Origin of the sequence: Corallococcus aberystwythensis, from assembly GCF_003612165.1 — a bacterium.
In the GTDB taxonomy this organism is placed as follows: domain Bacteria; phylum Myxococcota; class Myxococcia; order Myxococcales; family Myxococcaceae; genus Corallococcus; species Corallococcus aberystwythensis.
This window is the reverse complement of sequence record NZ_RAWK01000112.1, coordinates 1-23,144: the sequence shown is the minus strand read 5'-3', so window position 1 is coordinate 23,144 and position 23,144 is coordinate 1. Positions and strand designations below refer to the sequence as shown.

At 68.0% G+C, this 23,144-nt stretch carries 15 protein-coding genes and 1 pseudogene; 9 read left to right on the top strand and 7 right to left on the bottom strand.

Features of this window, described 5'->3' with window-relative positions; translation table 11 throughout:
• Positions 1–9: 9 nt before the first annotated feature.
• From D7W81_RS19600 to D7W81_RS42015, 3 genes are all read right to left on the bottom strand, one after another.
• Positions 10–375, bottom strand: a complete 366-nt coding sequence (locus D7W81_RS19600) for an ArsR/SmtB family transcription factor (RefSeq protein WP_120556910.1) — start codon at positions 373–375, stop codon at positions 10–12.
• Between the two features lie 431 nt (positions 376–806).
• Positions 807–1,061 carry a DUF1731 domain-containing protein gene (locus tag D7W81_RS43535; RefSeq protein ID WP_244227302.1) on the bottom strand — a complete coding sequence of 85 codons (255 nt, stop codon included), beginning with the start codon at positions 1,059–1,061 and terminating at the stop codon, positions 807–809.
• The gene (locus D7W81_RS42015; RefSeq protein WP_147445552.1) at positions 1,061–4,747 is read right to left on the bottom strand and encodes an NACHT domain-containing protein; all 3,687 of its coding nucleotides are present in this window, start codon (positions 4,745–4,747) and stop codon (positions 1,061–1,063) included. The genes D7W81_RS43535 and D7W81_RS42015 overlap by 1 nt, the downstream gene beginning before the upstream one ends.
• Positions 4,748–5,633: 886 nt before the next feature.
• Here D7W81_RS42015 and D7W81_RS19575 point away from each other — a divergent pair.
• Positions 5,634–6,224, top strand: coding sequence for a hypothetical protein (locus D7W81_RS19575; RefSeq protein WP_120556909.1), 591 nt, complete (start codon positions 5,634–5,636; stop codon positions 6,222–6,224).
• 88 nt (positions 6,225–6,312) lie between these two features.
• Here the strand turns inward: D7W81_RS19575 and D7W81_RS19570 are convergent, their stop codons facing one another.
• Entirely contained in the window at positions 6,313–9,234 is a 2,922-nt protein-coding gene (locus D7W81_RS19570) for a CBM96 family carbohydrate-binding protein (RefSeq protein ID WP_244227301.1), read from the bottom strand.
• A gap of 274 nt (positions 9,235–9,508) precedes the next feature.
• Here D7W81_RS19570 and D7W81_RS19565 point away from each other — a divergent pair, with 274 nt between their 5' ends.
• The 3 genes from D7W81_RS19565 to D7W81_RS19555 all read left to right on the top strand — a co-directional run bounded on the left by D7W81_RS19565 (position 9,509) and on the right by D7W81_RS19555 (position 13,862).
• The gene (locus D7W81_RS19565; RefSeq protein WP_158621634.1) at positions 9,509–10,711 is read left to right on the top strand and encodes a C39 family peptidase; all 1,203 of its coding nucleotides are present in this window, start codon (positions 9,509–9,511) and stop codon (positions 10,709–10,711) included.
• A gap of 280 nt (positions 10,712–10,991) precedes the next feature.
• Positions 10,992–12,362: a GON domain-containing protein gene (locus D7W81_RS19560; protein ID WP_120556906.1), complete on the top strand. Its 1,371-nt coding sequence runs from the start codon at positions 10,992–10,994 to the stop codon at positions 12,360–12,362.
• Positions 12,363–12,443: 81 nt separating this feature from the next.
• Positions 12,444–13,862 carry a hypothetical protein gene (locus tag D7W81_RS19555; protein ID WP_147445551.1) on the top strand — a complete coding sequence of 473 codons (1,419 nt, stop codon included), beginning with the start codon at positions 12,444–12,446 and terminating at the stop codon, positions 13,860–13,862.
• Between the two features lie 172 nt (positions 13,863–14,034).
• Here the strand turns inward: D7W81_RS19555 and D7W81_RS19550 are convergent, their stop codons facing one another.
• The gene (locus tag D7W81_RS19550; RefSeq protein ID WP_147445550.1) at positions 14,035–14,802 is read right to left on the bottom strand and encodes a hypothetical protein; all 768 of its coding nucleotides are present in this window, start codon (positions 14,800–14,802) and stop codon (positions 14,035–14,037) included.
• Positions 14,803–15,223: 421 nt separating this feature from the next.
• Here D7W81_RS19550 and D7W81_RS19545 point away from each other — a divergent pair, with 421 nt between their 5' ends.
• Together D7W81_RS19545 and D7W81_RS19540 are read left to right on the top strand one after the other, a co-directional pair.
• Positions 15,224–15,934, top strand: coding sequence for an SDR family NAD(P)-dependent oxidoreductase (locus D7W81_RS19545; RefSeq protein WP_120556903.1), 711 nt, complete (start codon positions 15,224–15,226; stop codon positions 15,932–15,934).
• An 11-nt stretch (positions 15,935–15,945) separates the two neighbouring features.
• Positions 15,946–16,182 carry a tautomerase family protein gene (locus D7W81_RS19540; RefSeq protein ID WP_120556902.1) on the top strand — a complete coding sequence of 79 codons (237 nt, stop codon included), beginning with the start codon at positions 15,946–15,948 and terminating at the stop codon, positions 16,180–16,182.
• A gap of 65 nt (positions 16,183–16,247) precedes the next feature.
• Here D7W81_RS19540 and D7W81_RS19535 read toward each other — a convergent pair whose 3' ends face one another.
• A complete protein-coding gene (locus D7W81_RS19535; RefSeq protein ID WP_120556901.1) occupies positions 16,248–17,183 on the bottom strand; it encodes a LysR family transcriptional regulator in 936 nt (311 codons plus the stop codon).
• 399 nt (positions 17,184–17,582) lie between these two features.
• Here D7W81_RS19535 and D7W81_RS19530 point away from each other — a divergent pair, with 399 nt between their 5' ends.
• The 3 genes and pseudogenes from D7W81_RS19530 to D7W81_RS19520 all read left to right on the top strand — a co-directional run.
• Positions 17,583–18,185: a hypothetical protein gene (locus tag D7W81_RS19530; RefSeq protein WP_147445549.1), complete on the top strand. Its 603-nt coding sequence runs from the start codon at positions 17,583–17,585 to the stop codon at positions 18,183–18,185.
• A gap of 595 nt (positions 18,186–18,780) precedes the next feature.
• Positions 18,781–19,647, top strand: a complete 867-nt coding sequence (locus D7W81_RS19525; protein ID WP_120556899.1) for a WD40 repeat domain-containing protein — start codon at positions 18,781–18,783, stop codon at positions 19,645–19,647.
• Positions 19,648–19,714: 67 nt separating this feature from the next.
• Positions 19,715–20,218: pseudogene (locus tag D7W81_RS19520) on the top strand (C39 family peptidase); the annotation flags it as partial.
• 294 nt (positions 20,219–20,512) lie between these two features.
• On the opposite strand, the gene D7W81_RS19510 reads toward D7W81_RS19520, so the two are convergent.
• Positions 20,513–23,011, bottom strand: a complete 2,499-nt coding sequence (locus D7W81_RS19510) for a kelch repeat-containing protein (RefSeq protein ID WP_244227300.1) — start codon at positions 23,009–23,011, stop codon at positions 20,513–20,515.
• Between the last annotated feature and the right edge of the window lie 133 nt (positions 23,012–23,144).

Below are 23,144 nucleotides of genomic sequence, written 5' to 3'. Positions count from 1 at the left end.
GCTGCGGGCTCACTCTCTCTTCTTGCGTCCATCGGCCTGCTCCTTCCGTTTCAATTCCTCGACAACCTTGTCCAACTCGTCGAAGCGTGCGTCCCAGAGCTGGCGGTATCTGTCGAGCCACGCCATCTCTTCCTCCAGTCGGCGCGGGCCGATCTTGCAGGTCCGCACGCGCCCGACCTTCTCCGTGATCACGAGCCCGGCCCGCTCCAGGACACCGACGTGCTTCTTCATGCCCGTGAGGGTCATGTTGAACTTCTCGGCGAGGTCCGTGATCGAGGCCTCCGCACGCCCGAGCTGCTCCAGAACACCGCGTCGGGTGGCGTCGGAGAGCGCGGCGAACGAAGCATCGAGGCCGGCATTGGCAAACTGAACCATATGGTTCAGTGTCTAGCAGGCGGATGGATGGCACGCAAGGGCGGTCAGGGCGCGCTGCTTGAACAGCTCGCTGAGGGTGAGGGCTGGAGCGGAGGGGCCGAGGAGGGCCGCGGACGGGAGCCGCCCGAGCTGTGTGCCAGGCCCGTGTAGGGTAGGGGGCCGAGCCCCCCCATGGGGCACGCTGCTGCCCAGGCCGCCCTCCCATCAGGGCGAGGCAAGAGCCTGAGCTGGGCCTGTGGTTTGTCTTGAGCGCCTCAACACCCCGCTGCCTGGGGTGGCCCTCGCGCCGGGGCGAGCCTCGCACCTGCTGTAGCCAGGCCCGGGTGCTTCAGAATCGCGCGCACCCCTCGTACTCTCTTCACGTACGCCAACACCCTTAAGCCTGCCTCTACACCTCACGCAGGCCAACACGTCCAGGGCGAACGTCCTCCTCAGCAACTCGGCAAAAGTCCACTCGCGGCGTCCTCTGCTTCATCCGCTCCGTTCTGCCCGCTGCCTCCTTCCCGGCTCTCGCCTCCTCCTCTCCTGCTTGGGGGAACGCGTTCGCTGAAGGTGAAGACGGATTCGGTGAGCCGCTTGGGCAGCCCGCGTTGGCCCTCGAGCGCCACCATCGCCATCTCTTCCATTGCTGCCTTCAGCATGAAGCCCGGAATGTGTATCACCGAGGAACGGCCCAGCACCGTCACTAGCGAGGCCTCTTGCGGCGTAGGGCGAACTGTGTGTCCGCAACAAGTTGCTTCGCTGCGGGTTCAGGCATTGCCTGAGCGATCTTTAGCGCGGACATGTCATTGCGTGTCCCTTGATGCAAGACAGCGGCGGCGACGATTCGCAAAGCTTGAAGTGAGCGGCGCTCTTCGAGCCAACGGGTCATTACCGCAAGAATCTCGGGCCACGGGACATCGGCTTTGAGGAAGCGGCCGAGCAGAAGGTCCATCCAAACAGTTCGTTTCTCCGCCACCGTCTTGTCGAGTTTCGAAACAAGGCGATCGGGATTCCATTTGTGTTCGCTGTGCGGTTCCTTCAGTGCCTTGTCCAAGGACTCACGCCGCAGTGAGAACCAGCTGCGGTCATTGCATGCTTCCCATAAGGAGTAGATATCACTGGGGGAGAGCAGGTGAAGATAGGGAACCATCGCCCATACTTGCGCTTCACGGGTGAGCCCCGGGCGGCCGTGTGTATTCATGCCCACATGGGTACTGAAATGCCGCAGAAGCACGGCGGGCTGAGGGCAGTTTTTGATGGCCGCTCTCGCGGCGTCCAAGAGGCGTGGCGTGCAGAGGTAGAGCGCTGCTTGCACAAACCGAGGGCTGAAACGAAGGTGATGCCAATGCTTGAGAAGAAGGCGTTCAGCCTCGTCCGTTGGAAGCCGTTGAATCAACTCGGAGATAATCCAGTCCGAATCAAACTTGGACTCATCCGCCCAAGACTGCTTCGCCAATGCCCCACGCCTACCGAGTTCCTCATCGAGAGTTTGAGTGAGCGCCGGTGACCATAAATATCGTCCGTACCGCCACCAATGGCGGCCGCCGCCCGAGGTTATCTTCTCGATCATCGCCGGAATCGCCAGCGGGTCTGCACGAATCAGTCGCGCCGCCAGAACCCTGTCCGCCAGCTCGGCGGAGGGTTTGGTTGTGCGGAGGACTTCTAGATCTTTCGGGTCTTTGGTCTGGGACCACAGAGAAAACGCTGCCCTGCGAAGGTACTTGTCGTTTCCCTCAGATTGCCAAGCTTCAAGCAACAGGTCTCGAGATGCCTGCGACATCGGCCGGCCATTTTCTTGAGCACGACGCCATTCGTCTGGCGCTGTCGTGGCGAAACCCGACGTGGAATCTGTTCCCTCAAAGCGCCGTTGATCGGCCGCAACTTCGCGGGCCACAAACAAGACGGCGCCTGGATCGTCCATGCTATGAAGCATGTATGTGATTGGCCATCGGAGGTCCTCTTGCGAAGCGCGTTGGATGAAGTATTCGATGGCGGCCCTCGGTGGCCATCGGCTAAATGCCCAGCGCACTTCGTCGCTCGCGAAGTCTTCGCGCGGCGACGGGTCCCCCTCTCGCTCCGGTTCATCGGGAAGTGAGGCCCACGCATCGCAGACAGGATTGAGGTAGCGTGGAGGGTCCTCCCCGCAGCACTCCGCGAATGCCCATAAGTAGTCGGCCAGATGAGCGGAGCGGTTTTCGTCAGTGCCCCAGCACGCTTCTATCGCAGGGGCCAGACTCGGATCAGCCAAGTGGCCGGCAAGACGCAAGGCGCCCACTCTCGACGGGCTGTTCAAGCTTGGCTGCCTGAGATACTTGTTCAAGGCGTCGGGCAGGCGTTTGCCATAGCGGAACTTTGCGTGAGCGATTTGGATGTCTCGCCACGGTGCTCCAAGGCCTGGTTCCAAATGGAAGCAGGCCTCGATTCCGCCCGACAGGTCACCATTGCGAAACCGAGCGAATGGGCTCCACGTGGTTCGATCCGGAAATTTGTGAACAATGTCCGGCACAGCGCGGGAATCCGTCTCCGCCAGAATGGCGAGCGCTTCCCACCTCAGGTGATTGTTTGAAGGGTCTCGTGTGCTTGGCTCGTCAAGCCATCGGTGGATGGCCTGGACAATCGCCTCCCCATGAGGCCCGCCGTTCTCGCCCAGCAGACGCAGTGCGTAGAAGAGCGCAAGCGGGTTTGAGGATGCAACCCGCTGGAGGAAGCCCGCCAACGGACGTTCCCATGCGAGAACGGTACCAATCACCTCCGCGAAATACGGCTCTGTCAATATCTCATCGGCCAAGCCTCCCCCGCGATCCAGTTCAGCCGCAGCATCTGCCAGGAGCCACTCTCGAATGCGGTCGTGGCGGAACACCAACCGCTGTTCGTTTGAAGGCCCTGCGATGCGAATCAGCTCCCCTTGCTGGGCCAGGCTGCTGATGAGCCGAAGGGGCTCGCCCTGCAGGCTCTTCCAACTGCTCACTTCACGCCACGTCAGCTCTACCTGACGGCTCGCAAGCATCTCACCCGCAAGCGCCCGAAGGGCTTGGCGGTACTGCGCGGCCGGATAGTCCTTGGCTCCTGCCGAGGTCCGTGAGAGCGAACGCTCCACGAAGCCACCGATGACTCGGTGCGGATCGGGCGCGGCCCCCGGATCATGGAGTGCAATGAGGAGTGGATCGTGACCCAGCGCCTTCGTGATCTCCTCGGCGGCCAAAGGGCTGAGCTCATGCCCTGTTCTTCGTGCCCGAGTGGCAACAGCGTCGCGGCCTTCGTCCTCGCTGAAGCCGCCTGCTGTGATGATGAGAGAGGCGATGAGCTTCTGGGCCTGATCGCTCAATGCGCTGAGCGTCTCCGGCCACAACGGGCAAATGAGACGCCACGGGGACAGCGCCCCAGCCTCCTGTTTGCCCGGTACACGCCGCCAACTGACGAGCTTCTCCAGCAACAATTGAGGGCGTCCCGAACGATTGATGTCCTCGACAGCGAGCAGCAGCGGGTGCTCAGGTGAGCACAGCGAGAGGGCCGACGGGCCCGTCACGGCCAAGGCGGGATGCAACTGGCGGAGCGTCGCCGTAATGGCTTGGTCGAGCGTCATCGAGGACTCGACCGCCACGTGAGGAAGAACGAGCCCGAATCCACCGCCTTCCACATGCGCGGAGAGCCTGCGATGACAGGCCACGGACTTGCCCATGCCGGAACCTGCCACCAGGAAGGTCACGTCACGAGCGAGGCTCGCACTCAAGACCGTGTCCAGCGTCCGCGGGACCCAGGTGGAAGGGTCATCCAGTGGGCGGGAGGCCTCCAGGCTCTTCTTGGACAATTCATGGAGCAGCTCTGCCGAGAGCTGTTCCTGCTCGATGCCGAGATAGGCGCGGCGGATCCACTGGCCCCTGGGGTGGTGATCAAGGAAGTGGCTCAGCCTCGAGCGCGGCCATAGGTCAATCGCCATCGCGTGCGCGCTCCCTGCCGCCACGACGTCGCGAACCAGCGCTTCGCCTGGCTCCTCGTTGGTGGTGAGGACCAACGTTGCACGCAGATTCGGCGTTCGTGTTCTCTCTTGCGCGACCAACTCCGCTGTCTTGCGGAGATCCCCCGCCGGAGCCTTCGGCTTCGTCCCTTTGCGTGGCTTCACCTTCGAAGGGTCATGGAGCCATTTTTTCTCTAAATCGCCTCGCGCGGTGATGGTGTGGTGGACCGCGATCATGTGGGGCGGATTGGCACCCTGGACGAAGCAGATTCCGTCGAGTGGCGACTTGACGGTCTTTCCCGCGACATTGACGCCAGGGTGCGCCAGCGATGCGTAGTCGGGTTCGGCTTCTCGAAGGATGGCCGTCGCCAGCCGCTCGAAGAGGCCCTCGTCCGTGATGAACGCCAAGGCCTGTTCTGTTGTCTGTGCGGGCAAGTCCGTAAGCCACTCCTTCCTCAGGCGAGAGCATAAGAAAAATGGGAGGCCAGTTGAAGGTGAGGGCTGGAGCGGAGGGGCCGAGGAGGGCCGCGGACGGGAGCCGCCCGAGCTGTGTGCCAAGCCCGTGTAGGGGGCCGAGCACCCCCATAGGGCACACTGCTGCCCAGGCCGCCCTCCCATCAGGGCGCGGCAAGAGCCTGAGCTGAGCCTGTGGGTTGTCTTGAGCGCCTCAACACCATGCTGCCTGGGGTGGCCCTCACGCCGCAGCCAGCCTCGCACCTGCAGTGGGCAGGCCCAGGTGCTTCAGAATCGCGCGCCCCCCTCGTGCTCTCTTCACGTACGCCAACACCCTCAAGCCTACCTCCACACCTCACGCAGGCGAACACGTCGAAGTCGAACGTCCTCCTCAGCCACTCGGCAAAAGTCCACTCGCGGCGTCCTCTGCTTCATCCGCTCCATTCTGGCCCTTGTCTCCTTCCCCGCTCCCGCCTTCTCCTCTCCTACTTGTTCCAGCCCGGTGAAGAGCAGGTGCGTGGTGCAGTCCGGCAGCGGGCGCTTCATTCGATAGGCGATGCGGCCGTCCTCCGCTCGTGACAAACGCGCCAGCGCCAGCGCATCGCGTGCCCCTTAGCGGCATCGCCGCTCCAGCCCCTGCCTGTCGTTCGCATGCAGGTGCATATTGGCGTGCAGGGAGAATCTTTCCAGCAAGGCACACCGGGGCTGCTTTCGGGGAGGACGCCGCATATTCACCTCCGTCCAGCGCAGCCGCTGCTGCAGGGAATGCGCTGGGTACGCATCCAGCGCGTCCTCGGGCCCTTGCGCCGGCAGCACCCTTCTTCCTCCAGCAGGCGCAGCACCACTCGCAGTAGCATCCAAAGCCTTCATGGCAATCGACTTCATGATCATGCCCATCAGCCGCTACATCGTCGGCGATTTCATTACGCCGGTGATGCGCTCAGCGTGGGAGAGCGGTGTCCCGTACTGCGTCATCGGACCGGAAGGTGAAAGGCAGCTACCGGAAGGCCTGCCATTCGGCGGCCTAGCGGCGCCTGCTCGCCGCGCCAGCGTCATCGCCATGTTGGCGGAGGATCTCCAGCAGCTACCGAGCGGTGTTCCAAACCAACTGTGGGACGAGAACTCTGATGCCGATCCTCAATTCCACCGTGTGGACCCCGCTTCGTACGAGGCGCTCGTGGAAGAGGCACGCAAGCCCGTCAAGTCGTTCCTTGGGATACGCAAGCGGGGCGATGGCCACCGAGCTCACGTCGCCGCTACGCTCTTCCTACCCTGCGACTTCGACGCGCCCTTCAAGATGGTGACCCCGCTTCAGCGGCTCACCGGATCGACCTTCCGGGCCATGGATGCACTGGATCGGGTGCGCTGGCCGGCCAACGCGAAGGCCGCAGCCGAAAGTCTCCGCGCTGCGCTCATGAACTCCTGGGAGAGCAAGGTGCCGATGATCGTGGACTGGTGATTCAAGTCCGGGGTGTGGATGACGCCGCCAACATCGACTTGCGCCCCGGGGCCCCCGCTCGGATGCGGGAGCCCCGAGGCACGGTGGCCTACTCGCGGAGCTTGAACAGCAGCACGTCGGAGCGCCGGGACTGCGGCGTGTACCAGGTGCCGTCCATCTCGAGCGCCTCCTTCAGGTTGCCCGCCACCACGACGCCGTCCGGGGAGGACGCGAGGTGGAGCTCATACACGGACGTGAGCCCCAGCACGCGGACCCACCGGGACTCCAGCCCGGGACCGAAGGCCGCCAGCGTGGGCCGGGGCAGTTCATCCTGCCGCCAACCGACGTCGCCCAGCCCGACGAGGTTCCCCGCGCCGTCCTGGGTCGTCACGATGCTCCCGGCCCCGTCCACCACCATGTCCGTGAACCCGGAGTGCGCGAACTGCCGGAGGGCCACATCCCCACCCGCCGCGGTGAGCACGCCCACGAGCGCATCCCGGGCACCTTCGTATTCCTCCGGCTCGCGGCTGACGTACTGCTGGCCGGCGAACGACAGGTATCCGTTGAAGTTCCCGGTGAAGGCGATGCGCTGGTCGGGCAGCACGCCCACGGAGGTCACCTCGCTGAAGCGCGCGCTCATCACCCGCGCCCAGCCGAAGTCGCCCCCCACGCCATACCGGGCGACGAAGCCTCCGCGCTCCGCGACGGTGCCGCCACCGAAGTCGGTGTTGCTGCCCGCCTGGCCGCCCACGATGACGCCCTCGCTGGCGTCCACGGCGACGCTGTTCGCCCGCGTGCCCACCAGGGACGTCCCGGCCAGCACACGCGACCAGAGGGGCGCGCCGTCCCACTGGAGCTTCAGCACATAGGAGTTCGGGTACTCGTCGTCGTACGGATACGCCTTGCCCGAGTACACCGGCCCGTTGCCGAAGTCCGTGTAGCCCCAGAACGTGCCGACGAGCACCGCGCTGCCGTGCTCATCCGTGGCCAGGTCGAGCACGTCCATCGGGTTGTCGTAGTAATGCTCCGGGTCGCTCGGGTCACCGAACCAGGCCCGGAAGCCGCGCGTCCAGTCCACCGTGCCGTCCGGCGTGAGCTTCATCACCACCATGCCGGAGCCCTGGGGCAGCGGCCCCTTGCCCAGGTCCGGTGCCCCGTCGTAGCTGCCGGCGACCAGCACGTTGCCCACCGTGGTCACCACCACCTTCTCCAACCGCACCCCTGCCTGCGGGAAGGAGCGCGTCCACGCGACGGCGCCATCCGCCCGGTGCAGGGTGACGGTGTGACCCAACGGGACGGGCGGGGTCCCCGTGCCGAAGAGCCGGGTGACGACCGCGAACCCGCCATCCGGCGCGGGAGCCACATGACGGGGGGCCTCCGCTCGCGCGCCTCCGTCCTGACGCACCCAGGCCGTGGTCCCCGACGGCTTCGTGCCCCGGTACGAGCAGAACGGGTTGCTCTCATACGTGACGACCAGCCGGGGCGCGCCCCCGATGATGTGGCGCGCTTCCGCGTCCGTGGAGACGAAGCCCACGCTATTGGTGCTGTCCGGCAGCAGCGCGAACGCGTACGTCCCGGAGGCCGTCACGGTGTTCGTCACGTCCAGCTCCACCCACGCATCCCGCGCGACGGCCCCCAGGTCCACCAGCGGCTCGCCCAGTGGCGCCGGGCGGTGGTTCCAGTCCGTCGTCGCCCCGTCGAACGCCGACGCCCGGTAGAGCCGGGGCCCGTTGCCCGTGCCGTCAATGGCATACAGGCGCAGCGCCACCCGCTGGATGCGCTCCGGCCGCAGCTGGACATCAAAGCGGAGGAAGGCCTCCGCGCGGGGATCCGCGTCCACCCGCAGCGAGGCGTGGTGCTGGAACTTCGAGTCCGGCGCATCCGCCGCGGCGTAGGTGTCATGCAGCGCATTGACGGGGGCCTCGACGTACTCCGTGCGGGTCAGACACGCGTCCGCCGGGGCCGTCTTCGCCGCGCCCGTCCAGACGAGCAGCCGGGGACGCAGCGACGCATCCGCGCTCTCCCGCGAGAAGAACGTCACGCCGTCGCTGGAGGTCGGGTACAGCCCGAACGTCACGTCCCCGTTGCCACGCACCAGGTCCGTCACGTCGTAGTCCACCCAGCTCCCTGTCGCGAGCCCCTGCGCGTCCTCCACCGGGCTGCCCGTGCGGGCCGGCCGCGAGCTCCACGTGACGCTGGCCTCGCTCCACGGCAGCCCCGTCAGCGCGTACACGGCCGGGCCGTCATCCGACCCGGAGCTCACGTACAGGCGCAGCACCGCGCGCTGCACGGCCTCCGTCAATCCCTGCACCGGGAAGCGCAGGTAGGCCTCCTGCATGGGGGCGCTGTCCACCTTGAACGTCGTGGCGCCGCCCTGGGCCGTGCCCGGGCTCTCCGCGTCGACGAACGTGTCGCCGCTCGCGGTGAAGGAGACCGGCGTGCCGGAGAGCGTGAGCGGCGCGGGCGGCGGCGGCGGGTTGTCCGCGGCGGACTCCACGGTGAGGACGAGCTGCGGCTTGTACTCGAAGGACTCGCTCGACCCGAACGTGAGGCTGTCCGTGCCCTTCGCCGAGAGGCGGAAGTCGACGCTGTAGTAGCGGCTGGGGATGTACATGCCCGACACGTCGAGCTCCACCCAGGTCCCGCTCCTCACGGGCCCCTCGCTTGAGGTGAGCCAGGCGTCGCTCCAGCTCGGCCGGGTGTTCCACGTCACGCTTTCGTCCCAGATGTGCACGCCCGGCGAGTCGTGCACGACGACGCCCTGTGCCGCGTTGTTCATCGCGAACAGGCGCAGCCTCGCGGACGTCACCGTCCCGGCAACGGGGAGCTCGGCCCCGGAGAAGCGCAGGTACGTCAGCGCCTCGGGGGTTCGCGAGACCTTCAAGGAGGAGGAGGCGCCGAAGCTCGTGTTCGGGGACGCGGCCTCCACATGCGCGTCCTCCGTGGGCATCAGGACGACCGTGCGCGTCGTGAGCGCCGCGCGCTCCGTGCTGACGGTCTCCGCCTCGGGTTTGGGTGAATCTTCCTCCACTGTCAGTGGCGCTCCGCACCCGCTCAGGGTCGCGAGCGCCACACCCATTCCCCATAACATCCCTGCGACTGTCATCCGTCTCACGCTGACTCTCCCTCTGGGACCACGAGGGGAGGGCATGAGCAACAGGTGAGCCAGACATTGGGCCGTGGCAGCTCTTGCTGGGAGGGCAAGCAAGTGCAGATGTTCAATGCCATCCATTCGCCCAGGTCCGCAGGGGGCATCCTCCGCGGGAGCTGCTGTCGTGGTCCGCCCTCGCATCCCCGGAGCCTCCATGACGCAGTCCAGGACGGCCGTACTCGCGCTGATCATCACCCTCGCGCTCGCCCCCGCAGTGGCCACGGCGGGCCAGAGCGCCTCCACCCGCTGGGCGGCGAGCCGGGGTGACTTCCTCACCTGGCAGCTCAGCGGCGTGGGCCGCGCGGCGGATGGCTCGCTCCAGCTTCTTCCGGGCCAGTCCTGGTCCGGCACCGACCCCTACGGGCCGGGCGGCTACTACGGCGGCACCTATTACAACGGCGGCTCCTTCTTCCAGGGCGAGGCCACGAGCCCCATCGTCTCCAGCGCGTTCGGCTTCCGTGAAGCCATCGCTTCCTGGGAGGCCACCACGCCCACGGGCACCTGGGTGGAGACGCTCGTGCGCGTGCAGGTGGGCGGCGCCTGGACGAAGTGGTTCAGCCTGGGTGTCTGGGCTTCGGACTCCTCCACGGTGCAGCGCCACTCGGCGGACTCGCAGGCGGACACCGTGGCGAGGGTTTCCATCGACACGCTCATCGTCACCGCGAAGAAGAGCGCCGCGACCGCGTGGCAGGTGAAGACGCGGCTGTTCAGCGTGAACGGCGTGGCCACGCCCGTGCTGCACGCCAGCGCGCTCACCACCTCCACCTCGCCGGAGACGCGGCCCACCGTGCCCGCGGGCAACCCGGCCCGCTGGAACCAGGTGCTCGCGGTGCCGCGGTGCTCGCAGATGGTCTACCCGGACGGCGGCGAGGTCTGGTGCAGCCCCACGTCCACGGCGATGGTGCTCCAGTACTGGACGGCGGACACGCGGGGCTGCGAGGCGAACGTGCGCGCGGCCGTCGCGGGTGTGCATGACTGGTATTACGGCGGTCACGGCAACTGGCCCTTCAACACCGCGTACGCGGCGGGCCAGGGCTTCCAGGCGCACGTGGCGCGCTTCACGAGCTTCGCGCAGCTGGAGCCGTGGCTCTCCGCGGGAGTGCCCGTCATCCTCAGCGTCGCGTGGGGCAAGGGTGAGCTGACCGGCGCGCCCATCCCCTCCACCGCGGGCCACCTCATCGTGCTCGCGGGCTTCGACGCGGTGGGCAACCCCGTGGTGAACGACCCGGCGGCCGCCAGTGACACCGCCGTGCGGCGCACCTACTTCCGTTCGGAGCTGGAGCCGCTGTGGCTCTCGCGCTCCGGAGGCACCGCCTACCTCGTCTACCCCCTGGACTGGCCGGTGCCCGCGCTGTAGCTGCCATCCATGGCCGCAGCTTCGAGCGCTTCGTCCGCCAGCGGCTTTGCCCCTGGCTCCACCACGCAGGCCCCAGCATCCGGCGAAGGGGCCTGACATGGATGTCTCCAGGGGAGCGTGAGCGCGCGTGCCAGGATTGGCACGTTCGCCGTGAGCCCCCGGCGCCGTAAGGCCCGTGCCCCCTCGCAACCCACCGGAATCCGGCCGCGCGGGGGGCTTCGGGGGTCGTGGCACCCGCCTCGCAATGGGACGGCTCCGCAACCCCAGGAGCCCACACCCCATGAAGCCCGTGAAGCCCACCGTCGTGTCCCCGGTCGTCCCTTTCTTCCCGCTCCGCCAGGGTTGGCGTGCGCTGGCCCTGAGCGTGGCGGCGTTCGCCACCGGCTGTGGCGCTGGCGACGCGCCGATGCCGTCCGAAACGTCGGCGCGTGCGCAGGCGCTCGATGCACTGCCCGCGAGCTGTCTGGACATCAAGACGGCCTGGCCGGACGCCCCGGACGGTGATTACACGCTGTATGTCTCTGGCGAGGCCTCCGCGCCCTGGACCGTGTATTGCCATGGCATGGCCGGCACCCCGGCCGAATACCTCACGCTGACGCGGACGCAGGCGGGCGCCAATTCCTCGCAATACCTCGCGGGGGGCGCGTCGCCGGGGACGACGGTGCGGACCGCCTTCACCCGGCTGCGCATCAACCCCGCCACGTTGAAGGTGAACACGGCGGATCAGACCTTCGCGACCTCCACGGGGTCGCTCCGGCACAGCAACTCGCAAGTCCTGGTGACGTCCATGTCTTATGGCGTGGCCATGTCCTGCAACCGGACGCTGTCCCAGGGCAACATCGACCTGCGGGGCACACCGTTCGCGGTGCCCACGGGCCAGCTCGTGCCCTGGGGCGGCAGCATGGCGGGCACGGGCGCCGTCTCCAGCGAGGGAGAGCAGGTCGTCAGCCTGTCGGGCGGCGGCTCCTGCGGCTTCGTGGGCCTCGCGGGCATCGTGAACCCCTACAACCAGGGAGGCGGCCTGCTCCAGCTCCAGTACCGCCAGGGCGACCGGCCCTCGAGCTGCCAGGACATCAAGACGGCGCACCCGGAGGCCACGGACGGCGCCTTCACGCTGTTCGTCAACAAGGATCCCGCCAGACCGTGGGGCGCGTGGTGCCGTGACATGGCCGGCACGCCGGCCGAATACCTCACGCTTTCCCGGACGGGCGACAACGTCAATTACTCGCAATACACGGCGGGTGGCGGCTCACCGGGCACGAACGTGCGGACGATCTTCACGCGGCTGCGCATCGACCCGCTCACGCTGCGGGTAGACACGGCGGATCAGACCTACTCGTGGTCCTCCGGGTCCATCCTGCACGGCAACACGTCCCCGGTGACGTCCATGCCCTACGCGGCGGCGATGACCTGCAGCGCCGTGGGGCTGGGCAACATCGACCTGCGCGGGACCCCCTTCGCGGTGCCCGTGAACCAGCTGGGCCGGGGCGGCTACAACTTCGAGCCCTCGTCCATCCTCTTCAGCAACAACAACCAGGTGGTCGACCTGCGCGCCACGGGGCAGTGCGGCTGGATTGCGCCGATGGGCAGCTACAACCCAGTCAATCAGAACGGCCTGTCCCTGCTCCTGACCTGGTCCGTTCCGCAGTAGCGGCCGGCTCATCTTCGGCCTCGGGAGAGATGTCAGAGGGTTCGAGTATCAACGCCTGACAACCCGATGAAAGGAGAACCCATGGCACCTCCTGTTCTCACTGACGACACGTCGCAGGCGCCCGAGGTGATGCAAGCCGGTTGGGATTGGTCCGAGGCCGCCCCACCGTGGGCTTACACATCCGCGAGCGCGTGGGAGTCCAAGCTCCCCGCAGGCGTGCCGGTGGTGCCGCTGAGCACCGTGGCGGGTGACTTCTACACGAAGCTGCAAGCCACGGTGAACGCGGCCCCCGGACGCGTCATCGTGCGGCTACCGGCGGGCGTGTTCACGCTCACCCAGTTCCGCGCGATCGGCTCCAGCGGAATCCCCACGTATGCGTTCGGGTTCTTCTTCCCGAAACTCGCGGGGTTCGTCGGGGCCGGGCCAGACAAGTCCATCATCGAGATGGCGGCAGGGTCGGTGAGTCAGGCGCAGTTGTCGCACATGTCCACCATGACCCAAGCGTCCTTCAATCAGTTGCTGATGGGCATGTGCAGGCTCGACACCCAGTACTCGAACGCACCGGCGCCGATCTATCTGGGGGGCGTCGGCTTCGAGGCCGCGCCACAGCCGCTCCTCACGTCGATCAGCAGCGACATCACGGGCGGCGTGTACGTTCCGCAGTCGGCGCCGCATCTGGGCGTGGTGATCTACTCGGATTCGAGTCGTCGTCACCCTGACTCCAGGGTGACGCACTGCCGGTTCCGGGGGGCGGGCAAGGCGATGACCAGTCAGCCCCCGTTCGAGCTGAGCAACATCACCAGCCAGCGGAACCACGTCACCTACGAGCACACGGAGTTCGACGGGCGCATGAGTCCCCGCTACGACGCGACACGCCCCCGCAAGTGCGGGCCGTTCATGGCGAACGGTGGGGTCACCCAGCACGTCATCGACTGCTGGATGCACCACTCCAACGTGTCCCGGTACGCCGCGAACGACGAATCGGTCGCGTCCCCCACGGCCCTGTCGAACCACTACCGGATCGAGCGGTTGAAGATCGATCAGATCACCAACAACCAGAACCGGCAGCCCCCGATCAACGGTGGCAACTCCCTGGGCGGGTACACGAACGCATCGTGCATCGGGTTCGAGTCATCCAACGCGCTGATCGAGATCATCGACTGCATCGCGTCCGTGGACAACAACCTCATCGCGGGGCAGGTTCCCTGTCACATCCAGTTGACCAACACGGGCGCTGCTCGTGCCGGTGGGCGGCTGTACGTGCGCGGCGGTGAGTTCCGTCACACGGCGTTCCCGCAGTTGAATGGGTTCGTGACGTTCCGCATCCAGCCCTCATCGAACTGGTGGACGGACGGTTTCAACACGACCCTCGACGTGCGCGACGGCGCTGACAAACGGCTGCTCCCGCATCAGGTGACGGGTACCTGGCCCCCCACGGCCGCGGCGCTGGCCTCGGCAGGGGTCACCCCGGCAACCCACTACCTGATCCGAAGCACCTAGGAGGCGCTGCATTCCGTCACCCGGACCCGGGACGGCCGGTGCGCTACGCCGCGGCAGGCGGCCCGAACCATCGGGTCAGGGCCTCACGCAGACCCTGGCCGCCCTTCCGGACCCACGCCATCCAGCCGGCAGGCGCTGTTGCCCAGCTTCGTCCACGCCTGCTCCCAGCCCGTCAGTCGCTGGCGGAGGAAGCCCGGGGGCTCCACCGGAAGTCGTGGTACCAGCTCGCCACGTCCACGCTGAGCCCGACCACGGTGGTGTCCTCCTCATGGGGAAGCGCGTCGCCGCCCAGCTTGAGCGTCCACGTGTGCTGCACGAAGGCCTTCACCCACTTGTAGCCCACCTTCGCCGTCAGCGCGGGCTCCGCGAAGAGCCACACGGGGTCCGTCACCTGATCCTCCCCAAGGAACTCCCGCGCACGCTCTGATTCCGTGTAGCCCTCCACGTCCAGCGAGAGGTACTTCACGGCGGACATGCGAAGGCTTCCCGCCACCTCGAAGTAGGGCGTGACGTAGCCCAGGTTCGGCTGCACGAACGCCCGCACGCCCCGCGCCGTGAAGCCGACGTCCCGGAAGGCACCGCCCCCCGCGTCGAGCTGGTCGCTGGCCGTGGAGCGCCCGTAGCCCACGCCTCCATAGGCCTCCCACACCGCGTTCTCCAGGAAGCGCCCGTAGAGGCCTCCTCCCACCTCCGCGAGCAACCCGTTCGCGTCTCGCCGCCCCTCTTCGTAGGATTCGTAATAGCCATTCGCCAGCAGCCCCACGCCCTGGCGTGGCGACCACGCCAGCTGCACGTCGCTGGGGGTGATGCTGCCCTTGAACTCACCCTGCTCACGCAGGAGCGGGGCACTGACCTGGTTCGACTTGTACAGCGTGGTGGTGCATCCGGTGGACACGAGTCCGACGACCCCTGCGACGACGCTGACGCGAAGCGGGTTCATGAACGCCTCCTGGGAGACGAACACAGCAATGGGTGTGCCTGCTTCCGCCCATCGCCTGGACGCACCGCGATGTAGAGGGAGAGCCCCAGGAAAGAGACCACGTCACTGGATTCAGCGGGCGGGAGACGCGAAACCCGGGATGCGGTGCGAAGCGCGCGATGCAGTGGGCGTCCTTCCGCGCGTCGCAACAAGATGGGAAGTGTGTCGATAGGAGCGTCTATCGCCATACGACTGAATGGCTCTTCCTTTCCCATTGGGCTGACCCCAGAGCCTCGCGCACCGGGATTCTTCCGCGCGGCGGAAGAGTCCCTGCCGGGCCGTGGGTATTCAGTCTGCGGACGCCGCCTCCTAAATCTCTCCTCGTCGCCCAGACCCGGGCGGACGGCGGCACTTCGGCTCGCCGTAGCAACGAGGAAAGATCATGAACTCCCACCAGAAGGTCGCCATCATCACGGGCGCGTCGCAGGGCATCGGAGCCGGGCTCGTCGAGGCCTACCGGGGCAGCGGCTACCGCGTCGTCGCGACCTCCCGCTCCATCAAGCAGGGCAGCGACCCGGAAGTGCTCTCCATCGCGGGCGACATCGGCGATGCCTCTACCGCCGAGCGCGTGGTCAACGAGGCCCTTGCTCGCTTCGGGCGCATCGACACGCTGGTCAACAACGCCGGCATCTTCATCGCCAGGCCGTTCACGGACTACACGGCCGACGACTTCACCGCGATGATCAAGACCAACCTTGGTGGCTTCTTCCACCTCACGCAGCGCGCCCTCGTGCAGATGGTGAAGCAGGGCTCCGGCCACATCGTCAGCATCACCACGCCCTTCGTGAACCAGGCCATCGCGGGCGTCCCGACGGGGCTCGCGAACCTCACCAAGGGCGGCATCAGCTCCGTGACCCGCGAGCTCTCGGTCGAGTTCGCCGGGAGGGGCATCCGCGTCAACGCCGTCGCCCCGGGCTTCATCAAGACCCCCATCCACGCGCCGGAGTCCCACGCGTTCCTCGCCACCTTGAACCCCGCGAAGCGCATGGGCGAGGTCAGCGACGTCACGGATGCGGTGCTCTACCTCGAGGGTGCCAGCTACGTGACGGGCGAGATCCTCTACGTCGACGGCGGCCAGAACGCCGGTCGCTAAGGGAGCCTGCCATGCCCATCGTCACCATCCAGATCACCCGTGAGGGCTCCGGCCCCGGCCGGGACTCCGTCACGCCCGAGGAGAAGGCCCGCCTGATTGCAGGCACCAGCCAGCTCCTGCTCGACGTGCTGAACAAGCCCCTCGACTCGACCTACGTGGTCATCCAGGAGGTCGAGCTGGAGGACTGGGGCTGGGGCGGCTTGCCGGCGCTTGAGTTCCGCAAGCGGCGCGCCGCGGGCACGTCGTGAATCCGCACGGAGACCGCCCAAGCCCCGGCGGTCTCCTGTCCCCTGTGCACCCGAGGAGGCCCCCGTCAGCCCTGGAAGGCCTGGGCCTGCACGGAGAGCCTCGAGAACTCGGCGCGCAGGCGAGGCACCGCGAAGTCCATGAAGGCGCGGACCTTGGGCACCGAGATGCGACCCTGCGGAGTGAGGAGGTGCACGGGGAGGGCTGACGGCTCGGCGTTGCGCAGGAGGACCTTCAGCGAGCCATCCTGGACGCGCTCCGCCACATGGTACGTGTAGAGCCGGGTCACGCCGTGGCCGTCCACCGCGGACGCGAGCGCGGCGCGCACGCTGTTGACCACGAGCCGCGGCTTGAAGTGCACGGAGCGGGAGACGGTGCTCCCGGCGGCTGGCGGAAACACCCACGCATCGTGTCCGAAGTGCGTCGTGGTGATGATCCGGTGCCTGCCCAGGTCCGCCGGCTCGAGGATGGGCGGATGCCCGGCGAGGTAGCGCGGCGATGCCACGATGACCCGCTTCACGTCGCCCCCGACACGGACGGCGACGAGGGAGGAGTCGGGCAGCTCGGCCACGCGCAGCGCGACATCGATGCCTTCCTCGACGAGGCTGGCGTACCGGTCGAGCAGGACGAGGTTCACCGAGACCTCGGGGTAGGCCTCCAGGTAGGCGTCGAGGATGGGCCGCAGGATCTCCTCGCCGCTGATGGGGGGCGCGCTGAGGGTGAGCGTCCCTCGCGGAGCGACGCGCTCGCCCGCGGCGCTCAGCTCGGCCTCCTCGAGATCCGCCAGGATGCGGCGGCACGCGGACGCATAGCGCTCACCTGCCTCGCTGAGCTTGAGCGTGCGGGTGGTGCGGTGCAGCAGCTCGGCGCCGATGTGTTGCTCCAGCAACGCGATGGCACGGCTCACGGCAGCCGGCGAGCGCGAGAGCCGGCGGCCGGCGCCCGCCAGGCTGCCCTCGTCGAGCGCCGCGACAAACACCTTCATCGCCTCGATGCGATCCATGTCCACTCTTCCGCGGGGGCCCCTGCAGCGAGCCGGGTGACGGTGTACCGCAGGTCACCCCGGGCCCTCCACGCAAGGACGGGTGGGGCACAGCGCGTCCTGCTTGGGGGGGCCTAGCGCCTTGTCTGCGGCTTCGATTCCCGCCGCCTCCACTCCGTATCTCCCGCGGTTGTCGGGGGATGCGGGAGCGCGTGGGCGAGAGGGTCCCTGACCGCCTGGCGCAAGGGGTCCACGGCGAGCTGGGAACGGCCCCCACCCTCCGCGGGCGTGACGCGGGCATATCCGTGGGCAGGCACGGAACACGGGGGCCCGCTTCCTCCCACCGTGAGGTCTTGTCCCAGGGCGGCCACGTCCTCAGCCTCTTCCATGGAGGGCACTCAGCCCTTGGGAGACAAAGCCATGAGAACAGGACGCAGTACCCACTTCGGATTCACCCTGCTCGTCGGAATGATGCTGCTCGCCGCGGGCTGCGCCTCGACGAGCGTAGGCAAGACCTGGAAGAGCCCGGCGCTCGCCCAGCACCCCCCTGTCAAAAAGGTCGTCGTCGTGGCGATGGTGCCGAGCGAAGCCACCCGACAGCAGCTTGAGCAGGAGCTGTCGACAAAGCTGTCGGAGGAGGGTGTCCAGGCCGTCAAGAGTTCCGACGTCCTCCCTGCGGGAGCGAAGCCCGACAAGGACACGATCCGGAGCGCCATCGAGGGACAGGGGTACGACGGCATCCTGGTGGCTCGCTTCGCGGGGGTCGATGAAGACGTCAACGCCGATCCCGGCATGTCCTACGACGGCTACTTCGGTGCCTACGGTTCAATGGACTACTCCGTGACGGAGGAGGCGCGGATGCAGGTCAGCCTCTTCGACGCCCGAGGCGAGAACGGACAACTGTTGTGGAGCACGAACACCAAGACCTACGAGTCCTCGGACGTGCAGAAGGAGGTCCCGGGTCTCGCGGATGCCATCGTCAAGAGCATGGCCAAGGACGACGTGGTGGGGAGCGCGAGCTGACGCAAGGACGCCAGTAGAAGCCCGGCAGGTAGAGCGCGTCACCCCAACGTCGTCACGCTCCCGAGCGACACGCTCTAGAACGTCCCGACGAGGCGCTTCTACCGCCCGGCTCCCGTCTTCCTCGGCTTCAAGCCCAAGGAGAAAGCATCGGGCGATGAGAAGGCCTGTTCAGGGTGAGGGCGGGTGTAGAAGTGCCGAGGAGGACGCTGCCGGGTGCCGCCAGCCGGTGGAGAAGCCGTGCAGCCCTCATCGGGCACAGGCCTGCTCAAGCCGCCTTCCCATGAGGAGGCGGCAGGCGACAGGCCACTGCTGCCGCGGACTCAACACCCCGCGTTCTGGAGTGGCCCCCCGTGCTGGGGCCAGTCTTCCAGGCGGCGTGGGCAGTCCCAGGTGCTCCAGGAGGGTACGCATATCCCTCCGGGAGCCGTCAGATATGGAGTGTCTCTTCAATCGCCTGAAGCAGCGCCGGCGCGTGGCGACGCGCTACGAGAAACGCGCAGCCAACTCCCTGGCGATCTAGACTGAAGCGATGTGGCGCCGGTATTCCCAGTGGCTCGATGAGGGCGAAACTGACGGAGATCCGCTCGGGGCGCCGATGCTGTGGCCCGACGGGCGTCACATCGCCGCGAACGGGCGCGGGCGCATCTTCCTCTGGAGTCTGGCGACCGGTGAGTGCACGCGGGGCCTGAAGACGGGCGCCATCTGTCGGAATGGAGAGCCCTGGTTCCGGCTGGCGGGTGAAGCCGAGCTGGGCCGCGTGCTCGAGGCGTACAAGATCCGCGGCCTGGCCATCTGGGACTCCAAGGACTGGCGACGCGTGCAGACCTTCGAGGGCCACGGAGAGGAGGTCCAGGCCGCCGCGGTCGTCAGCGAGGACCGCGTCGTCTCCATCAGCGCCGACAGCAGCGCGCGGCTGTGGGACGCATGGACGGGCGAGAACCTGCGCACGCTGGAGACCGGACCACTCTACGCGCTCGCGCATGCACCCGCTCGGGGCCTCGTCGCCGTGGGCGGAAGCAACGGCGCCGTGCACCTGCTCGAAAGCCTCACGCTCAACGTCCGCGCCCTCTTCCACCTGCCCATGGCCACCGCGCGCCATGAGCCCCTCGGCGCCGAGCGCCCGTCGAACACCCTCCGGGCGCTGGCCTGGCACCCCGACGGAGAGCACCTCCTCTGCGGGTCCTGGGACTTCGTGGCCCGCATGTTCCACAGCCGCACCGGACGCGTCGTGCGGCAATGGCAGGGCCATGCGGACGGGGTGGACTCCATCGCGGTGGAGCCCTCGCGCGGGCTGCTGTGCACCGGGAGCTCCGATGGCACCGTGCGCGTCTGGTCGCTCGACTCCACCGAGTGCCTTGCCGTGCACGACGTCGGCCACGCCGACCTGGGCGGCCTGCTGGTGCATGACCGGACGATCTACGTGACGTGTCAGCGGGAGCTGTTGTCGGTGCCTCTGGACTAGCACAGCGCCTCCCCATTGGCGGTCGAAGAGGAGGGGTTCCCCGGATGGCGGCCAGGTCTGGTGCAGCCCCACGTCCACGGCGATGGTGCTCCAGTACTGGACGGCGGACACGCGGGGCTGCGAGGCGAACGTGCGCGCGGCCGTCGCGGGTGTGCATGACTGGTATTACGGCGGTCACGGCAACTGGCCCTTCAACACCGCGTACGCGGCGGGCCGGGGCTTCCAGGCGCACGTGGCGCGCTTCACGAGCTTCGCGCAGCTGGAGCCGTGGCTCTCCGCAGGAGTGCCCGTCATCCTGAGCGTCGCGTGGGGCAAGGGGGAGCTGACCGGCGCGCCCATCCCCTCCACCGCGGGCCACCTCCTCGTGCTCGCGGGCTTCGACGCGGTGGGCAACCCCGTGGTGAACGACCCGGCGGCCGCCAGTGACACCGCCGTGCGGCGCACCTACTACCGTTTGCAGCTGGAGCCGCTGTGGCTCTCACGCTCCGGAGGCACCGCCTACCTCGTCTACCCCCCGGGGCTGGCCGGTGCCCGCGCTGTAGCGGCGACTTCCGCGCGCGGCGGGGCTTGACGCTCCGCCACGCCAGCGCCGGGTGCGTGGCGCGCATGTTCGCGGAGAACCCGGACCGCTCGGCCGTGCAGGTGCGCGACCTCGTCCTCAAGACCGTGGAGCAGGACACGGACCTCAAGGGCAAGGTCATCACCGGCGGCAAGCTGGACATCAACGCCGCCAAGGCCACCGTGGAGCCCACCCGGGTCTCCGGCCGGCGCCACGCGCTCAGCCACGAAGAGATCTGTCGGTTCCGAGCCAGGCGCGCGTTGAGCGCGCCTGGCCCGTCTTCTTCCGATGGAGTGAACAGGTCGCTCAGGGCGTGTAGAGCTCCGTCGTGGCGAGGCGCCCATTGCCGCCATTGCCCCCCGTCACCAGCACCTTGCCCGAGGGCAGCAGCGTGGCCGTGTGGCCTGAGCGGCCCGTGGCCAGGCTGGCGGTGGGGGCCCAGGTGCCCGTCCCCGGGTCGTACACCTCCGCCGTGGCGAGGGACCCACTGGCGCCGACAGAGCCGCCCGTCACCAGCACCTTGCCCGAGGGCAGCAGCGTGGCCGTATGGTATCCGCGGGCCGTGGCTAGGCTGGCGGTGGTGGCCCAGGTGCCCGTCTCCGGGTCGTACACCTCCGCCGTGGCGAGGGCCCCACTGACGGTAGAACTGCCAGCCACCAGCACCTTGCCTGAGGGCAGCAGCGTGGCCGTGTGCGAGGAACGGCCCGTGGTCAGGCCGCCGGTAGGGGTCCAGGTGCCCGTCTCCGGGTCGTACACCTCCGCCGTGGCGAGGGCCCCATAGTCGCCATCGCCGCCCGTCACCAGCACCTTGCCCGAGGGCAGCAGCGTGGCCGTGTGCCCATCATGGACCGTGGCCAAGCTGGCGATAGGAGCCCAGGCGCCCGTCCCCGGGTCGTACACCTCCGCAGTGGCGAGAGCCCCATTGTCGCCATAGCCGCCCGTCACCAGCACCTTGCCCGAGGGCAGCAGCGTGGCCGTAGGCAAGGCACGGGCCGTGGCCAGACTGGCGGTGGGGGCCCAGGTGCCCGTCCCCGGGTCGTACACCTCCGCCGTGGCGAGGTACCCACTGGCGCCATAGCCGCCCGTCACCAACACCTTGCCCGAGGGCAGCAGCGTGGCCGTGTGAGCTGTGCGATTCGTGGCCAGTCTGCCGGTTGTGGCCCAGGTGCCCGTCCCCGGGTCGTACACCCATGCCGAGGCGAGGTACCCATTGCCACCCGAACCGCCCGCCACCAGCACCTGGCCCGAGGCCAGCAGCGTGGCCGTGTGCGAGGAACGGCCCGTGGTCAGGCTGGCGGTGGGGGCCCAGGTGCCTGTCCCCGGGTCGTACACCTCCGCCGTGGCGAGGGACCCACTGGCGCCATCGCCGCCCGCCACCAGCACCTTGCCCGAGGGCAAAAGCGTGGCCGTATGGTATCTGCGGCCGGTGGCCAGGCTGGCGGTGGTGGCCCAGGTGCCCGTCTCCGGGTCGTACACCTCCGCCGTGGCGAGGGACCCATTGTCGCCCAAGCCCCCCGTCACCAGCACCTTGCCCGAGGGCAAAAGCGTGGCCGTGTGCGATTCACGGGCCGTGGCCAGGCTGCCGGTGGGGGACCAGGTGCCCGTCCCCGGGGCGTACACCTCCACCGTGGCGAGGGAGAGGGACCCACTGGCGCCGCCCGTCACCAGCACCTTGCCCGAGGGCAGCAGCATGGCCGTGTGCCTTCCACGGCCCGTAGTCAGACTGTCGGTGGCGGCCCAGGTGCCCGTCCCCGGGTCGTACACCTCCGCCGTGGCGAGGGACCCACTGGCGCCATTGCTGCCCGCCACCAGCACCTTGCCCGAAGGCAGCAGCGTGGCCGTGTGCGAGGAACGGCCCGTGGTCAGGCTGCCGGTGGGGGCCCAGGTGCCCGTCCCCGGGTCGTACACCTCCGCCGTGGCGAGGTACTCACTGGCGCCAAAGCCGCCCGTCACCAGCACCTTGCCCGAGGGCAAAAGCGTGGCCGTGTGCGATTCACGGGCCGTGGCCAGGCTGGCGGTGGGGGCCCAGGTGCCCGTCCCCGGGTCGTACACCTCCGCTGTGGCGAGGAACCCACTGCCACCCAAACCGCCCGTCACCAGCACCTTGCCCGAGGGCAGCAGCGTGGCCGTGTGGCCTGCGCGGCCCGTGGTCAGGCTGCCGGTGAGGGCCCAGGTGCCCGTCCCCGGGTCGTACACCTCCGCCGTGGCGAGGGACCCATTGTCGCCCAAGCCCCCCGTCACCAGCACCTTGCCCGAGGGCAGCAGCGTGGCCGTGTGGTTTTTCCGGCCCGTGGTCAGGCTCCTGGTGGGAGACCAGGTGGGGCAGTCCGGAATCCCGACAGCGGAGAACCGGGCGGTGACCGACAGGTCCTGGTCATTGGTCGCCGTGACCGTGAAGGACGCTGTCACGCCAGGGTCCAGGCACGCGGGTGCCGTCCATGGGAGCTGGCTCGCGGTGCCGGTCTCCTGGGCGGAACCCAGCGTGCCGACACTCGCGGCCCAGGAGAACCGCAGTGCATTGCCCTGCGGATCCTGCACGGAGGCCCGGAAGGTCAGGAGGCCTCCCGCCTCCACATAGGACGAAGACGGGGGCTTCTCGATGAAAAGGGGCGGGAGGAACGGGCCCGCGTCCGGAGTGCCCGCATCAGCGCCGTCGCCGCCGTCCCCCGCATCGGAGGCCGGCGCATCACAAATGGCCGGACTGCGCGCGCAGAACTCGCGCCTCTCCTGCTCGAAGTCGGTGCATCCCGCGAGCATGGCCAGCAGAAAGCCCATCAGCACGGTGCGGCGCATGGACGCGTTCACGGCCACCTCCCGGAGACAAAGGCAGACGTCCCATCCGTGCCCAGGACCATTCCTCCCTTGCCTGGCTTGGGGGGCGCTCCCAGCAGGTACATGCCCGCGGAAAGGCCCAGCCCCGCCACTCCCGCCCCCAGGA